Source organism: Ensifer sp. PDNC004 (assembly GCF_016919405.1).
Taxonomy (GTDB): Bacteria; Pseudomonadota; Alphaproteobacteria; order Rhizobiales; family Rhizobiaceae; genus Ensifer.
In genome coordinates, this window is record NZ_CP070353.1 from 2673425 (window position 1) to 2688736 (window position 15312).

17 protein-coding genes and 1 tRNA gene are annotated in these 15312 nt (G+C 63.8%); 8 read left to right on the forward strand and 10 right to left on the reverse strand.

The features are described 5' to 3' along the window. Window positions 1-98 precede the first annotated feature (98 nt). Window positions 99-1565, reverse strand: coding sequence for an MFS transporter (locus JVX98_RS21285; protein ID WP_205237344.1), 1467 nt, complete (start codon window positions 1563-1565; stop codon window positions 99-101). A gap of 141 nt (window positions 1566-1706) precedes the next feature. On the opposite strand from JVX98_RS21285, the gene JVX98_RS21290 reads away from it, so the two are divergent. Further along, entirely contained in the window at window positions 1707-2309 is a 603-nt protein-coding gene (locus JVX98_RS21290; RefSeq protein WP_246764924.1) for a TetR/AcrR family transcriptional regulator, read from the forward strand. A gap of 190 nt (window positions 2310-2499) precedes the next feature. Here the strand turns inward: JVX98_RS21290 and JVX98_RS21295 are convergent, their stop codons facing one another. From JVX98_RS21295 to JVX98_RS21310, 4 genes are read right to left on the reverse strand one after another with little or no spacing between them, the layout of a single operon-like run. Next, on the reverse strand, window positions 2500-3012 hold the full coding sequence (locus tag JVX98_RS21295) for a GNAT family N-acetyltransferase (protein ID WP_246764925.1): 513 nt from the start codon (window positions 3010-3012) through the stop codon (window positions 2500-2502). Between the two features lie 25 nt (window positions 3013-3037). Next, window positions 3038-3601, reverse strand: coding sequence for a sugar O-acetyltransferase (locus JVX98_RS21300; RefSeq protein WP_246764926.1), 564 nt, complete (start codon window positions 3599-3601; stop codon window positions 3038-3040). Then, complete coding sequence (locus JVX98_RS21305) at window positions 3598-4077, reverse strand: GFA family protein (RefSeq protein ID WP_192448154.1); 480 nt, start codon at window positions 4075-4077, stop codon at window positions 3598-3600. Before JVX98_RS21305 ends, JVX98_RS21300 begins: the two co-directional genes overlap by 4 nt. Further along, entirely contained in the window at window positions 4074-4829 is a 756-nt protein-coding gene (locus JVX98_RS21310; protein ID WP_192448332.1) for a type 1 glutamine amidotransferase, read from the reverse strand. Before JVX98_RS21310 ends, JVX98_RS21305 begins: the two co-directional genes overlap by 4 nt. Window positions 4830-5183: 354 nt before the next feature. Here JVX98_RS21310 and rnk point away from each other — a divergent pair, with 354 nt between their 5' ends. After that, the gene (gene rnk, locus JVX98_RS21315; protein WP_205237346.1) at window positions 5184-5588 is read left to right on the forward strand and encodes a nucleoside diphosphate kinase regulator; all 405 of its coding nucleotides are present in this window, start codon (window positions 5184-5186) and stop codon (window positions 5586-5588) included. 97 nt (window positions 5589-5685) lie between these two features. Here the strand turns inward: rnk and JVX98_RS21320 are convergent, their stop codons facing one another. Continuing rightward, the gene (locus JVX98_RS21320) at window positions 5686-6141 is read right to left on the reverse strand and encodes a DoxX family protein (protein WP_029742404.1); all 456 of its coding nucleotides are present in this window, start codon (window positions 6139-6141) and stop codon (window positions 5686-5688) included. A 213-nt stretch (window positions 6142-6354) separates the two neighbouring features. Between JVX98_RS21320 and JVX98_RS21325 the strand changes: the two genes are divergently transcribed. Together JVX98_RS21325 and JVX98_RS21330 are read left to right on the forward strand one after the other, a co-directional pair. Further along, a complete protein-coding gene (locus tag JVX98_RS21325) occupies window positions 6355-6636 on the forward strand; it encodes a SelT/SelW/SelH family protein (RefSeq protein ID WP_205237347.1) in 282 nt (93 codons plus the stop codon). Between the two features lie 83 nt (window positions 6637-6719). Further along, the gene (locus JVX98_RS21330; protein WP_205239497.1) at window positions 6720-7064 is read left to right on the forward strand and encodes a YqaA family protein; all 345 of its coding nucleotides are present in this window, start codon (window positions 6720-6722) and stop codon (window positions 7062-7064) included. 14 nt (window positions 7065-7078) lie between these two features. Here JVX98_RS21330 and JVX98_RS21335 read toward each other — a convergent pair whose 3' ends face one another. Continuing rightward, on the reverse strand, window positions 7079-7705 hold the full coding sequence (locus JVX98_RS21335) for a ribonuclease D (RefSeq protein WP_192448157.1): 627 nt from the start codon (window positions 7703-7705) through the stop codon (window positions 7079-7081). A gap of 107 nt (window positions 7706-7812) precedes the next feature. Between JVX98_RS21335 and JVX98_RS21340 the strand changes: the two genes are divergently transcribed. From JVX98_RS21340 to JVX98_RS21350, 3 genes are all read left to right on the forward strand, one after another. After that, the gene (locus JVX98_RS21340; protein WP_192448158.1) at window positions 7813-8124 is read left to right on the forward strand and encodes a hypothetical protein; all 312 of its coding nucleotides are present in this window, start codon (window positions 7813-7815) and stop codon (window positions 8122-8124) included. 213 nt (window positions 8125-8337) lie between these two features. Beyond that, window positions 8338-9366, forward strand: coding sequence for a hydroxyacid dehydrogenase (locus JVX98_RS21345; protein ID WP_205237348.1), 1029 nt, complete (start codon window positions 8338-8340; stop codon window positions 9364-9366). Between the two features lie 153 nt (window positions 9367-9519). Next, the gene (locus JVX98_RS21350) at window positions 9520-11517 is read left to right on the forward strand and encodes an adenylate/guanylate cyclase domain-containing protein (protein ID WP_205237349.1); all 1998 of its coding nucleotides are present in this window, start codon (window positions 9520-9522) and stop codon (window positions 11515-11517) included. A gap of 3 nt (window positions 11518-11520) precedes the next feature. Here the strand turns inward: JVX98_RS21350 and JVX98_RS21355 are convergent, their stop codons facing one another. From JVX98_RS21355 to JVX98_RS21365, 3 genes are all read right to left on the reverse strand, one after another. Beyond that, complete coding sequence (locus JVX98_RS21355; RefSeq protein WP_192448161.1) at window positions 11521-12474, reverse strand: adenylate/guanylate cyclase domain-containing protein; 954 nt, start codon at window positions 12472-12474, stop codon at window positions 11521-11523. Between the two features lie 279 nt (window positions 12475-12753). Continuing rightward, window positions 12754-12840, reverse strand: a tRNA-Leu gene (locus tag JVX98_RS21360). Between the two features lie 77 nt (window positions 12841-12917). Then, a complete protein-coding gene (locus tag JVX98_RS21365) occupies window positions 12918-14345 on the reverse strand; it encodes a phosphomannomutase (protein ID WP_205239498.1) in 1428 nt (475 codons plus the stop codon). Between the two features lie 224 nt (window positions 14346-14569). Here JVX98_RS21365 and JVX98_RS21370 point away from each other — a divergent pair, with 224 nt between their 5' ends. Then, window positions 14570-15094 (forward strand): BA14K family protein, encoded by a 525-nt coding sequence (locus JVX98_RS21370; protein ID WP_205237350.1) that lies wholly within the window; start codon window positions 14570-14572, stop codon window positions 15092-15094. The last annotated feature ends 218 nt before the right edge of the window (window positions 15095-15312 follow it).

Sequence of the window (15312 nt, forward strand, 5' to 3'; positions counted from 1 at the left end):
CGGTAGCGCCACATGTTTCTACGTTTGAAAGGGCGGCCCTCGGGTCGCCCTTTTTGGTTTGTGGCCACCAGTCGCAGCTGCCCGTTACCTCGCCAAACCTATTCCGGCAGCTTCTTCGGCAGCCAGAGCCAGGCAATGATACCCAATGCGAGCAGCGACAATGCGCCGACGCCGGCTGCGATGTGGAGGCCGGTGAGGAAGGCGTCCTTGGCCTGCAGCACCGCTTCGGAAGCAAGGTCCGGCTTATCAAGGGTTTCGTTGAGCGTGCCGGCGACGCCGGGGCCGAGCAGGCGGAAGCTGAGGGCGGCCAGTGAGCCGAGCAGCGTGATGCCAAGCGCGTTGCCGAGTTCGTTGCTGGTTTCGGCGATCGAGCCCGCGGCACCGGCGCGTTCAGCAGGCACGGCCGACACGGCGATCTCGGCGACGAGGCTGAAGGAGAGGCCGTAGCCGATGCCCGCAACCACCGTCGAGGCGATGAGCGCTGCCACGCCCGCTTCGGTGCTCGTGAAAAGCAGCAGGGAGAGGCCGGCTGCGATCAGGAGATGCGTGGCGACAAGCGCCCTTTTGCGGCCGACCGCATCGACGATGCGCGCCGTCCCGACGCAGGTCGCCATCAGCACGACAGCGCCCGGCAAGGTCAAAAGTGCCGCGGTAAAAACATCGAAGCCCAGAACCGATTGCAGATAGATGCCCGAGAGGTAACCGACCGCCGACCAGACGACCAGCGGCAGGAGGCCGGTGAGAATGGCGATGGAAAAGATGCGGTCCCGGAACAGGCCGAGGTCGAGCAGCGGATAGGCGATCCGCGTTTGCCTGCGAAGAAACAACGCGATGGCGAGGACGCCGACGATCCCGGAGAGCGTCTGGAGCGGCGTGAAGCCGTAGGCGGCCGCGGTCTTCAGCGAATAGGTGGTGAGCAGGATACCGGCAAAGGACAGGACAAGGCTTGGCAGGTCAATGCGGCCATAGGTCGTGGAGCGCACCTCGCGAAGCAGAATGGGTGCGGCGACCAGGAAGCCGAGCACGACGGGAACGTTGATCAGGAACACCACGCCCCACTCGAGCCGCTGCAAAAGGATGCCGCCGATCACCGGACCGATGGCGAAGCCGGCCGCAAAGGTGGCAGCGAAGATGCCGATCGCCTGCGCCCGCAGTCGCGGATCCGGAAACAGCGCACTGACGATTGCGAGCCCCGAGGGCAGCAATGTCGCGCCGCCGAGCCCCATCAGTGCCCGCGAGGCGATCAGCACCATGGGCGACTGCGAAAAGGCGGCACCAAGAGATCCAGCACCGAAGATCACCGCGCCGATCATGATCAGCCTCAATCGGCCGTAACGATCGCCGATATTGCCGAAGGCAATCAGCAGCGAACCGACGACGAAACCGTAGATATCGAGGATCCAGAGCGCCTGGTCGGCGGTGGGTAAGAGAGCCGAGGTCACGCGCGGCATGGCGAGATAGAGGATGGAGCCATCCATGGCCACGATGAGGACCAGTGGCAGCACGGCGATGAGGCCGAGCCATGCGCTTCGGCCTTGGGAGTGAGGGAGTGAGACGTCAGTCATTGGGCACTAATCCTTTGCAAACGGCACGCGTCGGCATGCCGCTTGGGCCGCCGCCCGTGAGGAGGCGGATGGTTGCGGTTGGGAGATATCTTCTATATACTTAAGGTAAGTTACTTTTGGTATATAATGATGTCAAGCACCATGGAAAGAGACACGGTCACCGCCAAACGCGTTCGCCTCACCCGCGAGCAGCGGCTACGCCAGCTGCTGGACGTCGCCTGGAGGCTCGTGCGCGAGGAAGGGACCGATGTGCTGACGCTGCCGCGCCTGGCCGAGGAAGCGGCCGTCGCCAAGCCGGTCGTCTATGATCATTTCGGAACACGCAACGGACTGCTCGCCGCGCTGTACCAGGATTTTGATGTGCGCCAGACGGTGGTGATGGACGCTGCCATTGCCGCGAGCGACCCAACGCTGGAAGCGACAGTCAGGACGATTGCCGCCTCCTATGTCGACTGCGTGCTCACGCAGGGCCGCGAGATGCCCGGCGTGCTGGCGGCCCTCGCCGGCTCGCCCGAGCTTGCGGCCGTCAAACGGGACTATCAGCTGGTCTATATCGAAAAGTGCCGAAAGGTGCTGGGCCCGTTCATCGGGCAGAGGGGCATCGCACAGGCCGGTTTCTGGGCAATGCTCGGTGCAGCCGATGGCTTGTCCCACGCTGCAGCGACGGGCGAAATCACCGCCGACGAGGCTCAGGACGAGCTTTACGAGACGATCATTGCCATGGTGAACAGAAGCAGCCGTTAGAGCGGCACGCTTTCAAGAGGTGCCCTTTGCGAGCGTCGGCGCTCTTTTATCGCCGACGCCTCTCACCAAGGCGTGGGCCGATCTCCTCAAGACCGATCCACCCTATGATGTCAGCTGCCTCTCCGGACTGAACTTCAGGCCCGGCGATGAAGACCGGGAGGGTGGCGCTGCCAGAGCGGCAGTGCTCGCCTCATCCGTCCTCAAGCACGTACCGCTTCGAAATGCGATCCACCAACTGCCCGTCCTTCAGCGGCACCGCCTTGTCGACCTTGTAGTCGACGAAACCCATTTTGCCGTAATAGCTGAGCCCGCTGACGTTGTCCGCACGGATGGTGGCGTTGAGGGCTTTCAGGCCGATCGAGCGGGCGAAGTCGCAAGTGGCATTAAAGAGCGCCGTGCCGGCGCCGGGCACCTTGTTGTCGGGGCGCGAAAACGTGCCGATGTCGGCCCAATCCTGCGGTATGCCGTCCCACTGGTCAAGCGCCTGGAAGGCGCAAGGCTCACCCGCCTCGTCTTCGGCGACGAAACAACTGACGAAGCCCGGGCCGGCGAGATAATGCGCCACGAAGCTCTCGGGCGTGAACGGCGTCTGATGGGCGGTGGTGCCACCGATCGCGATGATCTCGTTGAGGAAAGCGCACAACGCAGGTGCATCCTCTGGCCGCGCCGGGCGCACATGGATCGTCTTCATCTCATTCGTCATCAAAAATCATTCCTCCTGAATCGCGTTACGTAGACACGCCGCGGAGCGGCCGCGCCGGGTTGCCGGCGACCACGGCGCCGGCCGCCACGTCCTTCGTCACCACCGAGCCCGCACCGACGATCGCGCCATCCCCGATCGTGACACCGCCGAGAATGATCGCGCCGCCGCCGATCCAAACATCGGCACCAATCGTCACCGGCTTGGCGACTTCGAGGCCTTGGCCGCGAAGCACGGCATCCCTGTGGTGCTCGGCGCAATAGATCTGCACGTTCGGCCCCAGCATCGTCCCCGCCCCGATCGCCACGCGGCCGCTGTCGAGGATCGTGCAGCCGGCATTGAGATAGACGCGGCCGCCAAGGTGGATGTTGATGCCGTAAGAGCAATGGAACGGCGCCTCGATGAAGACGTCATCGGCAACGGCACCGAACAGCTCCCGCAGCGCCGACGCCATGTTTCCACGCTCCGCCGGCGGCATGGTGTTGTGCTGATGGACAGCAATACGCGCCGTCATCCGCAGCGCCTCGAGTTCGTCGACGAGGCAGGAGTACCATTCTCCGGCTGCCATCTTGTCGCGTTCGCTGGCTGTCACGCTTTTGCCTTCGCTTCCGCGGCCGCGCGCCGTGCCAGGCTTTCCGGCGGCCACATGGTCTTCATGTCGTAGTAGACCTCGAAGGCCGGCGCGCCGCCCTCGAGCGACAGCCACTGAACCTTGGAGCGGGTGAAGATATGCGCGTCCGGCGGGAAGTTCGACGGGTGGTCAAGGCTTGCGATCCGGACGAAGGAAAGCCAGCCGCGCCGGCCGTAGTCGCTCCAGAGCGCCGTCTGGCATTCGGCGCAACGGTAGACGTCATGCGGGCGACCGCTGTCCGTCGGAAGCGTCACGACGACCGGCTCGCCTCCGGTAAGTTCGATGTTGTCACGCTCGATCACGCCGTTGACGACGAAGGCGCTGCCGACCTGGCGCTGGCAATCGCTGCAATGGCAGCAATTGACGAACATCGGCGCTGCCTTCAACCGATAGCGGATCCTGCCGCAGAAGCAGCCGCCGTTTCGTGCCTCGCTCATCCGCTAATCTCCTCCAACGCCGGTTCCTCATTTGCCGCGCTGCCCTGCTGGCGGATGATCGTCGCGACCCAGGCCCGGGCAAGAGCCAGGCCCGCGGTATCCGCCTGCCGGCCGTGGCGCGCGGCGTGTTCATGGTAGCGCGCAAGCCAGGTGGGATCGAGCCGCTTGATCGTGTCCGGGAAGGCGCGGTTCCAGTCTTCGACGAGGTGCGTGTCCGCCTCGAAATGGAACTGGGTGCCGTAGGCGGCACGGCCGATGCGGAAGGCCTGATGCCGGGTAACGGCGTTTTCGGCGAGATGGACCGCCCCTTCGGGCAGCGTGAAAGTGTCGCCATGCCACTGGAAGATCGGGAAGCGCTCGCCAACGCTGGAAAGGACCGGGTCCTCGGCACCTTCGCCGCGCACCTGCACCTCACACCAGCCGAATTCCTTGGCCTCGCCCAGCAGGTTCCGGCCCCCATAGGCGCGGGCGAGAAGCTGGCTGCCGAGGCAGATCCCGAGCACGGAACGGCCGCTGTCACCGAAGCGGCGCATCAGCGCGGCAAGCTCAGGCAGATAGGGATAGGCGGCGTCGTCGAGTGCGCTCTGCTCGCCGCCGAGCACCACAAGCGCGTCGTAGCCTTCCTGTGTTTCGGGAACGGCCTCGCCAAGATAGGCGCGGCAGATCTCGATCTCGGCCTTTGCCTCGCGAAGCGCCGTGCCGACCTGGCCAAGCTCGGTCTTCGCCATGTTTTCAACCACCAGCACCCGCATCATCGCATTCCCTTTGCATCGACCGTGGAGATTGACCACGAGCGCGGCCACTGTTCAAGAGGCCACATGGCGATGCGATGATGCCGACGGGTCCATGCGGGCCTTGACTTCGGGAGCGAACTTTCCGACCCTTGGGGCATGATGATGCCGATGATTTCTTCTCATTGCTGCTTCCGGGTGTGCCCGATCGCAGGAACCTGACCCCAGCCCGGACGCTTGCGCTCTCCGGGTCAGGGGAGCCTTTCGCGTCGGCAGAAGAAATTTCCGAGCGCGGCTGAACGAGCGCCTAATCTCCAGAAAACCTATTCGATTGCGCCCTGTCGTGCGCTTCGATTGAACGTGTCAGGTCCCATCATGGCGGCAACCCGCAAGAAACTTCCCCCGATCATCATCAACGCCGAAGACCACAAGCGGCTGACGGCGCTCGCCTCCTCCGCGCTCGAGCGCATGCCTGATGTGGCCGAGGCACTGCTCTCCGAACTCGACCGCGCCCGCGTCGGCACGCCCGGCGCGCTGCCCGCCGATAGCGTGCAGATGGGCTCCACCGTCGCCTTCGAGGCCGACAACGGTTTTGCCAAGCAGGTGACGCTCGTCTATCCCGGCGAGGCCGATATCGAGGCCGGCCGCATCTCGGTGCTGACACCTGTCGGCGCGGCGCTGATCGGGCTCTCCGTCGGCCAGTCGATCGACTGGCAGGACCGGTCGGGCAAGGTACACCGGATGACCATTCGCAGCGTTACGGCCAAGGAAAGCGCCTGAGCGATCAGCGACGGCGGAAGCCTCGCTGCCAGCCAGACGAAAACGGGGAGGCCGGTTTTTCACCGCCTCCCCGTTTGTCCGACCGTCGTTCGTTCGATCAGAACTGCTTGCCGAGCTTGGCGTCGACAGACTGGCTGTTGGCGCCGCGGATGGCGAAGAAGAACAGGATCGCTGCCCAGAGAATCGACTTCTCCGCGCCGAAGAGCCCCTCACCCTGGACGATGCCGTGGAAGTAGACGGTGACGAGCAGAACGATCATGCCGGCAAAGGCGGCGGGGCGCGTCAACAGACCGATCGCGATCAGAATGCCGCCGAAGAACTCGGTCGCGGCGAGAAGCGGCGACCAGAAGACGCCCGGATAGAACCCGAGGCCCTCGACCATGCCGATCGCGCCGAAGGGATTGGTGATCTTGCCAAAACCGTGAACCGCGAGCAGAGCGCCGGCGAGCACACGCAACAGCGTTTCGGCGGATGTATTGAGCGGCAGATAGATCTTTTCCAGCGCCGGCAGGATGGCGCGCGGGCGGGAACTGGAAACGGTGACGTCGGTCATTAAGGAGCCTCTCCGGCGGTTGGTGCGACAATTTGTGCAATGCCGCATTGTCTCGCCGCGACGCCCACGCAAAGCAAGCTATCCGCCGATAAAAACATGACTAAATTGGTTGACAATCATGTGAGCACAGCGTGAGCATGAGCTCCCGGATCGCAGTTGTTTCCAACTGAGGCGACCGCTATGGTCGCCGCCCGAAGCACATCCGAGACACCGATGGACCAGAAGCCGCGCATCACCATCCTCTACTGCACCCAGTGCAACTGGCTGCTGCGCGCCGGCTGGATCGCGCAGGAACTGCTGCAGACCTTCGGGCAGTCGCTCGGCGAAGTGGCGCTCATTCCCGGCACCGGCGGCAACTTCGAGATCCGCGTCGATGACGCGCTCATCTGGGAGCGTAAGCGGGACGGCGGTTTTCCCGGCCCCAAGGAACTGAAGCAGCGCATCCGCGACATCATCGAGCCGGAGCGCGATCTCGGCCATACGGACAGGAGCTGATCCTGGATTTCGGAATTCTTGCCGGCGTCTTTTCCGCGGCACTCCTGTCGGCAACACTGCTTTTCGGCATGTCGGAAGCCGCGATCGTCGCCGCCGCCCTGCACGGCGAAACGAGCCGCCCTGCCCTTTTCATCGCCGCGACGTCAGGCAACGTGCTCGGTGCCGTCGTCAATTTTGCGCTCGGGCGTTTCCTGATCCGCTTCGAGGGACGCCGCTGGTTTCCGGTTTCGCCGGGCAACCGGCAAAAGGCAGAGGCGCTCTTTGCCCGCTACGGCCAGCCGGTGCTGCTTCTTTCCTGGCTGCCGGTCATCGGCGACCCACTGACGCTGGTCGCCGGATTGCTGCGCATGAAGCTGCCGCTGTTCCTGCTGTTCGTCACCATCGGCAAGGCCGCGCGTTATGCGGTCGTCCTTTACCTGACGCCGTAGCCGCCCAACGCAGCTCAGCTGTGGGCGAAGATATCCGTCTCGTCCCAGCCGAGCAGGTCGAGCTTGGAGCGCGTCGGCAGGAACGCGAAGCAGGCATCGGCATGCTCCATGCGACCATCGCGGATGAGGCGCGCCGTCAGCTTGTCGCGCAGCGCATGCAGGTGCAGCACGTCGGAGGCGGCATATTCGAGCTGCGCCTGAGACAGGGTCTCTGCTGCCCAGTCGGACGATTGCTGCTGCTTGGAAATGTCGACGTCGAGCATTTCCTTGAGGTTGTCCTTGAGGCCGTGGCGATCTGTGTAGGTGCGGGCCAGCCGCGAGGCGATCTTGGTGCAGAAGACCGGCGTCGTCGTCACCCCGAAGGTATGGAAGAGGACGGCAATGTCGAAGCGGCCGAAATGGAAGATCTTCTGGCGGGCCGGATCGGCAAGCATGGCGACGAGGTTCGGCGCCTCCTTCTGGCCGGAGGCGATGCGGATCACGTCAGCCGTTCCGTCGCCCGATGACAGCTGCACCACGCAAAGACGATCACGACGGGGGATGAGGCCGAGCGTTTCCGTGTCGATCGCGATTGCGCCTCGATAGCGGTCGGCGTCGGCTGCGGAAATATCGCCTTCATGGAACCGTATTGCATTCGCCATCGAAAATCCCCAGATCAAACGCAGTGACGTGGCCTATAGCGCAAGTTTGGCGTCGGCGATACCGTTGTCACGTTCCGCCCGCCGGATGCCCTTTGAAAGTCCTGACGATGACGTCTTTTCAACCCGCCCTCGCTCTTTCCACGCTCGCACTGGCGATCGGGCTGACGGCCGTGCCGGCGCCCGCACAGACCTATCGGGACCTGCCGGGCGTGCGACAGATGGATCCGTTGAACGGCGGTGGCGACCAAACCGTCTGCGAGCAGACCTTTGTCGACCGCAACTATCCGTTCGAATCGTCGGCCCGCGGCGGTCCCGTCTACGACACGATCTACAATTGCCGCCGTGGCGACGGGCCGGTGTTCCAGGGCAGCGACCTGCCGCCGTCGCTCTATCGGCAGAAGCGTGGCCTCGGTTACTAAGCAAAAACTGGGCAAGCCTGCTCGTCCGAAGGCAATCACCAAGACCGCCGCCAGTTGGCAAGCGGGGGATTTGTTCCTCGCCTCGGCTAGACGGGCGCATCCTCCGTCTGCAGCGCCCGGCATCCGCGCAAAGGTCGCTGTAGCACTTTGAACTCCTGCATGTTCTTATCCTCCGATCGACATGATCAAAGGAAACAGGCAGTGGGAGGAACCATGCCCGACAACCGGCCGCTTGCCATCAGTGTACCCGCACCACGCACGCTCGATCTCATCTTCACACCGGAAGCCCTCAAGGACCTGCATCGCCGCTACCGCATTGTCGAAGCGGATCCGGAGGATATCGCAAGCCTTGGCGACGAGGTACTCGGCAACGCTCACTATATCATCGGCCAGCCGCCACTCGACCACGCCACCCTGCAGCGCATGGGCCAGCTGAAAGCGATCCTCAACGTCGAAAGCAACCTGATCAACAACATGCCCTATGAGGTGCTGTTCGAGCGCGGCATCCATGTGGTGACGACCGGACAGGTCTTTGCCGAGCCGGTGGCGGAACTCGGCCTCGCCATGGCGCTCAATATCGCCCGCGGCGTCGTCGACGCCGACCTTGCTTTCCGCGAGGGGCGCGAACTTTGGGGCGGCGACGGCAACCGCTCGGCACGCCTTCTCTCCGGCGCCGAGATCGGCATCATCGGCTTTGGCGATCTCGGCAAGGCCTTGAACCGCGTACTCTCCGGTTTCCGGGCGAAGATCCGCGTCTTTGACCCCTGGATGCCGGCTTCGATCCTGCGGGACAACGGCGTCGAACCGGCATCGCTCGACACCGTGCTTGGCGAGAGCGACTTCGTCTTCGTCGTCGCTTCCGTGACCAGCGAGAATGAAGGCTTCCTTGGCGAGAAGGCGTATGCTCGAATGCGTCCCGGTGCTGCCTTCATTCTGCTCAGCCGTGCCGGCGTCGTCGATTTCGATGCGCTGATCGCCGCGGTCGAACGCGGCCATATCGTGGCGGCGAGCGACGTCTTTCCGCAGGAGCCCCTGCCGCTCGACCATCCTGTTCGCCGCCTGCCGGGCTTCCTGCGTTCGGCCCATCGCGCCGGCGCGCTCGACAGCGCCTTCAAGAAGATGGGCGAGATGGTGCTCGAGGACATGGACCTGATGGATCGCGGCCTGCCGCCGATGCGCTGCAAGCGCGCCGAACGCGAAACCGTCGCGCGCATGCGCTCGAAGCCCGTAACGGTGAACTGAGACATCGATTTTCCGCTGCTGATCTCGGCGGGATCGTGCATCCCGCCGGTTAACGTGTTTTATGGGATTCGCATTTAACTTTTCTTGCACATGCGACCGACCTTGCACGTTAAGGTCGTCACCGAGGCATCGTTACGGATTCAGAGAAACGCGATGGTAGACACGGCGCCCGGCGCTCGACAAGGCAAGACACGCGATGGCTGGAACAGTTCGCTGCGATCGCTGTTCAGCCTCGTCATGGTCGCCATGCTGATCGTCGTTTCCGCGACGCTTGTCGGGCTCGACTACCATCGCTCGCGCAACGCCGCGATCGCCGACGCCGAAGCCAACATGCGCGGCTTCATGAACCGCCTTGTCGACCGGCTGGGCGTGCTCTCGGGCGACACGTCCGCCCTCGTCAATCTTGTCTCCTCCGTCGCCAATTCCTTCCTCGTGCCCCCGCCTGAGCGCATGAACGACAAGGTGGCGGTGCTTCGCGAAGGCATCACCCGCTCGCCGCACATCGATGGGGTCTATGTCGGCTATCCCAATGGCGCTTTCTTTCAGGTCGTCGACCTCAAGCAGGTTGCCTGGCGCATGGCGCTCGACGCGCCCCGTGGTGCCGCCATTGCGGTGCGCTCGATGGAACGGGATTCGAACGGCAAGCCGCTCCAGCGCGTTCTCTTCCTCGACAAGGACGGCACGCAGTTCTCCGAACGGCGGCTGCCACCATCGAGCTTCGACCCGCGCACCCGGCCCTGGTACCGCGCAGCAGTCAACGGCAAGGCCGCGGTCTCGACCGGGCCCTATGAAAGCGCCACCACCGAAACGCTGGGCATGACCATCTCGCAGGCGCATCGCGGCAATCCGCAGATCGTCATCGGCGCCGATGTCGTGCTCGATACGATCACCGACTTCCTCGCCCGCGAGCGGCTGACTGCAGGTTCGGTCTCTTTCATCCTCGATGCCGTCGGCCGGCCGATCATCCACTCCGACAGGGTGATGATGCGGCGTATCATGGCGGCCAAGGACAAGGACGCTCCGATCGTGCAGGCCGACAGCGACCCGTTGATCCAGAGCATCCGCCAGCATCCGCCAGCGCCCGGCAAGGCCGATTTCGTGCAGGTCGGTGACCGCACCTATCTGGTCATGGTGATGCCGCTCGAATCCGCGCTGCTTCTCTCCGGCAACCGGGCCGTGGTGGCCGCCCCGCTCGACGAACTGATGGCGGACGCCAACAAGACGCTCGTTCAGGGGTTGGCGATTTCCGGGGCCGTGGTAGCCTTGGCGGTGCTCGCCTCGCTGGTGCTGGCGCATCTGATCACCAAGGGGCTCAACCAGCTGACCGCCAGCGCCAACCGGCTGCAGGACCTCGACTTCACCACCCCGATCGACGTTTCCTCGCATGTCAGCGAAATCTCGACGCTCGGCGGCGCCATGAACCGAGCCCGCGACGCAATCTTCACCTTTGCGCTCTATGTGCCGAAGGAGCTGGTGCGCAAGGGCATCGAATCCGGACATTTTAGCGGCCGTGCCGCCTGGCGCCAGGAAGTCACCGCGCTCTTCACCGACATCTACGATTTCACCACGCTCAGCGAACGGCATTCGCCCGAGGAGGTGGTGGCGATGCTGTCGGAGTATTTCGACATCTTCAGCGAGACGGTCGGCGAGCACGACGGCACGATCATCCAGTTCCTCGGCGATTCGGTCTTCGCCATGTGGAACGCGCCTGCACCGGACGACAAACACGCGGAGAATGCCTGTCGGTGCGCGCTCGCGGTCCAGCAGCGCCTCAGCATCTTCAACGAAGCACAGCGCAAGAAGGGACTGCCGGAGTTCCGCACGCGCTTCGGCATCCACACCGGCACCGCCGTCGTCGGCAATGTCGGCGCCAAGGAGCGGTTGCAATATACCGCCATGGGCGACACGGTGAACGTCGCCTCGCGCCTCGAGGGCATGAACAAGAACTACGGCACGACGATCATGGCGAGCGGCGCGGTCGTCGCCCATACGGGTGGCACGATCCACTTCCGGCCGCTTGGCACAGCACAAGCCAAGGGCCGAGCGTCGGCGCTGGAGATCTACGAAGTGCTGGGCGCCGAGCCGAAAGCCCTCGATGACGAGTCGACGACGCGCGACGGTTCGCCGGCCGGCTCCGAAAGCCGCGGATAGGCGTCAGGAGCCGAGGCTGCGGCCTTGCCGCGTGACCCAGCGGATGCCGCCGACCACGGCGAAGGCGAGTAGCGGCCAGACGGCCCAGAAGACGCCGCGCCAGGTCAAGAGATTAATGGTGAGAAGCACCAATCCCGAGAGCACCAGCATGCCGATGCTGCGATCCACCCACGGGTTGGCCTTGATCCAGGCAAGGCCGGCCAGGATGGCAAGGCCAAGCATCGGCCAGACGGACCAGAAGGTTCCGTTCCAGGTCAAAAGGTTGAGAGCGACCAATCCTGCAGCGACGATGCAGAGAACCGGGAGCGATCCGCTCCTGATCGCCGCAATCACGCCCACGGGTTCCGGCTCAGGGCGCGGTTGGGCCGCTTCCGGAGCGGCGGCTTCAACGCGACGGCCGAAGGTTTCGGCGGCAAAGGCCGGACGGGGATCGTCCGTGCCGATGCGCACGGCATAGCTCGGCACACCGCCATCGATGTTCTTGACCTCAAGGGGTCCCAGAAAATCGAAACCGACGGCGACCTTGTTGCGCACCTGGTCGTACACGGTGTTGGAGATGACGATGCCGCCAGCCGGGGCGGACGCCTGCAGCCTGGCTGCCACGTTGACACCGTCACCATAGAGGTCGTCGCCCTCGGCGATCACGTCGCCGAGATTGATGCCGATGCGAAACAGCATCTGCTCGTCCGCCGCACATTTCTCGTTGCAGCCGGCAAGTTCGTTCTGCACGTCGATAGCGGTGCGCAGCGCTTCCACGACGCTCGGAAACTCGGCGATCAGCCCATCGCCCCAGGTGTTGACGACACGGCCCTCATGCGCCTCGATCAGCCGTCCCATGGCATCGCGGTGGCGCTTCAACGTGGCGAGCGTGCCTTCCTCGTCGGCGCGCATCAACCGCGTGTAGTCCTGGACGTCCGCGGAGAATATGGTCGTCAGCTTGCGACGTGTCTCAGACATCGCTTCGTCCTCCTCAAAGCCGCCGCCCCGGCGGACGATAACATGGGCGCCGCCCTCGCTCGGAAAGCCTGCCGTTTCATTGCCGATAGAATATCAATGCTGCCGACCCAAGCTTCAAGGCGCACCGCGCGAAAATATCCCGACATGCAACCATTCTGGTCGAAAATGAGGATTGGAAGGCAGGAGATCGCCGCGGAGTCCGGCCAGAGGCTAGAAACGAAAAAAACCCCGGCGAACCGGGGTTTTTCAAAACCAAATCAAAGATTTGGCTTGGGAATTTGGTGCCCAGAAGAGGACTCGAACCTCCACACCCTTTCGAGTACCAGCACCTGAAGCTGGCGCGTCTACCAATTCCGCCATCTGGGCGACGAGCGGGTGTGTAAAAGGCTCGAGTCGAAGTGTCAACAGGCTTTTTGAAGTTTTCGTGTCGAAGGACAAAAAACTCAGTTCGAGGTGGTTTTTGCCCAATGCCGGATTGTGGATAGACCGCTCGAAAGCAGCCGCTCGGCCGCCTCGACCGTATCCGCCTCGACATAGCAGCGCATCTCTGGCGCATTTCCGGAGGGGCGGAAGTGAATGATGCGACCGTCGTCGAGTGTCACCCGCAGCCCGTCAATATCGCTGACACCCGCCGCCTTGCCGATCGGCGCCAGAAATGCGGAGAGGTTTTCGTCACCGCCGCGCAAATAGGCCATCAGCCGCGCGCTGGTCTCGACCGGAAAGTTTTCGAGCCGGTCGCTGAGCGCCACGGGAAGGCGATAGGATGCGGCCATCGCCGACAGCAAGAGCTTGGCCTCTGCCGCCGCGGCCAGTGCAGCGACGATCGGCAGGACACAGTCGCGGGTGGGCAGCGGCTGGAGGGGTGCTCCGTTGACGACGAACGGGCTGGCGGTCAGCGTGCCGCCATTGGCCTCGAAGCCGGCGACTTTGGTCGAACCTTCGTCCAAGGCCTGCTGCATCCCGGCGATCACGAAGGGCGACCCGACACGGGTGCGCAGCACAGAGAGCCCTTCCCTGCGCTCCAGGCCCGAATTCGACGTGACCGGCGTAACGGCCCGCGTCGCACCGAGGAAGCTGCAGGCAATCAACCCGAGGAGATCGCCGCGCAACGGCGCGCCGTTCTCGTCCGCGACCAGCGGTCGGTCGCCGTCACCGTCGGCCGATACGATCGCGTCGAGCCGGTGTTCGCGGGCCCACTCCTGAAGCCGTTCGATCGTTTCAGCGGACACGGCTTCGGTGTCGACCGGGATAAAGTGTTCCGAGCGTCCAAGGGCGACGACCTCGGCGCCAAAGAAGGCGATCAGCTCGGCGAGAAGGTCCCGGGCGACGGTGCTGTGCTGGTAGACGCCGACCTTGAGGCCGACAAGCGCTCCGGCGGGCAACAACTGCCGGTTCCGCTCCATGAAACGCGTGGCTGCGCGGGACTCATGATCCTCACCGATCCCCTGATCCGCGACGGGTGCGACCTGCCCGGCGATTTCATCGGCAATCCGGCTGATGGCGACTTCATCTTCCTTGTCGATCTCGCCGTCCGGCCGATAAAACTTGATGCCGTTGCGATCGGCCGGGATATGGGAGCCGGTGATCATCAGGCCAGCGGCTCCGCATTCGCGGCCATAAAGCGCAAGCGCCGGCGTCGGCACCGTGCCGCAATCGAAGACGCGCAGCCCTTCGCGCGCAAGCGCCGAGGCGCAGACCGCGGCGATCTCCGGGCTCGAATCGCGAAAATCGCGGGCGATCACGATGGGTTCACCCGGCTGGCTGCGCCCGGACGTCAGAAGATAGCGCGCAAACGCGGTCGCGTAGCGAGCCGAAGGCTCACCCTTCAGTTCCTCTGAGAGGCCACGCAGGCCGCTGGTACCAAACTTCAACTGCATCGCATTCTCCGCTGCCCAGATCCCGAGAAGACAGGGCAAATATTACAGTGACGCGCGGCACGGACCGGCGCATTCTGGACAAGACGATGCATGGACGGAAATCCGGTGGCTCTCCGCTACGCGCTCCTTGCCCGTTGCCATGAATAAACCAAGAAAAGAAAACGTAATACAGACAGGGACACAACCGGAAGGCAGTGCTTTCCGAAAGCGAGGACAAAATGACGGGATTTCGCAATTTCGTTATCGGCTGCAGCTTGGCCGCCGCCTCCCTGATCACCCCCGTCGGACCTGTGCAGGCGATGCCGCTTCAGGCGCCCGACCTTCAGATCAAGGCACAAGGCGACGTCCAGAATGTGCAGTATTATCACCGCCGTTACGGCGGATATGGCGGATACGGCTGGCGCGGCGGTTGGGGAGGCCCCTACTACAGACGCGGATGGGGTAGCCCTTATTATGGCGGCTCCGGCCTGACCTTGTATTTCGGCTCGGGCGGCTACTACGGTGGCGGTTACTATGGCGGCGGTTACTACCCCCGCTACGGCTACTATCCCCGTTACGGCTACTATCGCGACTATCCCCGCCGTTACTACGGCGGCAACTACTACTATCGCGATCGCTATGTCGGTGGCGGCAACGCCCACGTCAGCTGGTGCCTGTCGCGCTACCGTTCCTACAATCCGGCAACCAACCGGTTCTTAAGCTACGGTGGCGCCTACAAGGTCTGCTATTCGCCTTACCGCTAGGGCCGATGCGTCCACGTGAACGCGCAAGAAACGCTCTAGCGCCCTGATCGAGGCCCGGCCGGGCCGTGCCGCCTGCGCCCCTTTGGCCCCGCGTCAGCGGGAGGCGGAAGCTTTGCGCGCCATCGCCGGCTCGCGTGTCCCAACATCTCGGCAGCGCCAGTTAAACCGGCATTAACCGCGAAGGCCTACCGTTTCGAAACGATCCATCGTGCTGCCAG

What these genes read in the sequence shown, in the direction of transcription:
- JVX98_RS21285 (WP_205237344.1), bottom strand. Translation starts at nt 1,565, where the DNA reads ATGACTGACGTCTCACTCCCTCACTCCCAAGGCCGAAGCGCATGGCTC.
- JVX98_RS21290 (WP_246764924.1), top strand. Translation starts at nt 1,707, where the DNA reads ATGGAAAGAGACACGGTCACCGCCAAACGCGTTCGCCTCACCCGCGAG.
- JVX98_RS21295 (WP_246764925.1), bottom strand. Translation starts at nt 3,012, where the DNA reads ATGACGAATGAGATGAAGACGATCCATGTGCGCCCGGCGCGGCCAGAG.
- JVX98_RS21305 (WP_192448154.1), bottom strand. Translation starts at nt 4,077, where the DNA reads ATGAGCGAGGCACGAAACGGCGGCTGCTTCTGCGGCAGGATCCGCTAT.
- JVX98_RS21310 (WP_192448332.1), bottom strand. Translation starts at nt 4,829, where the DNA reads ATGCGGGTGCTGGTGGTTGAAAACATGGCGAAGACCGAGCTTGGCCAG.
- rnk (WP_205237346.1), top strand. Translation starts at nt 5,184, where the DNA reads ATGGCGGCAACCCGCAAGAAACTTCCCCCGATCATCATCAACGCCGAA.
- JVX98_RS21320 (WP_029742404.1), bottom strand. Translation starts at nt 6,141, where the DNA reads ATGACCGACGTCACCGTTTCCAGTTCCCGCCCGCGCGCCATCCTGCCG.
- JVX98_RS21325 (WP_205237347.1), top strand. Translation starts at nt 6,355, where the DNA reads ATGGACCAGAAGCCGCGCATCACCATCCTCTACTGCACCCAGTGCAAC.
- JVX98_RS21335 (WP_192448157.1), bottom strand. Translation starts at nt 7,705, where the DNA reads ATGGCGAATGCAATACGGTTCCATGAAGGCGATATTTCCGCAGCCGAC.
- JVX98_RS21340 (WP_192448158.1), top strand. Translation starts at nt 7,813, where the DNA reads ATGACGTCTTTTCAACCCGCCCTCGCTCTTTCCACGCTCGCACTGGCG.
- JVX98_RS21345 (WP_205237348.1), top strand. Translation starts at nt 8,338, where the DNA reads ATGCCCGACAACCGGCCGCTTGCCATCAGTGTACCCGCACCACGCACG.
- JVX98_RS21350 (WP_205237349.1), top strand. Translation starts at nt 9,520, where the DNA reads ATGGTAGACACGGCGCCCGGCGCTCGACAAGGCAAGACACGCGATGGC.
- JVX98_RS21355 (WP_192448161.1), bottom strand. Translation starts at nt 12,474, where the DNA reads ATGTCTGAGACACGTCGCAAGCTGACGACCATATTCTCCGCGGACGTC.
- JVX98_RS21370 (WP_205237350.1), top strand. Translation starts at nt 14,570, where the DNA reads ATGACGGGATTTCGCAATTTCGTTATCGGCTGCAGCTTGGCCGCCGCC.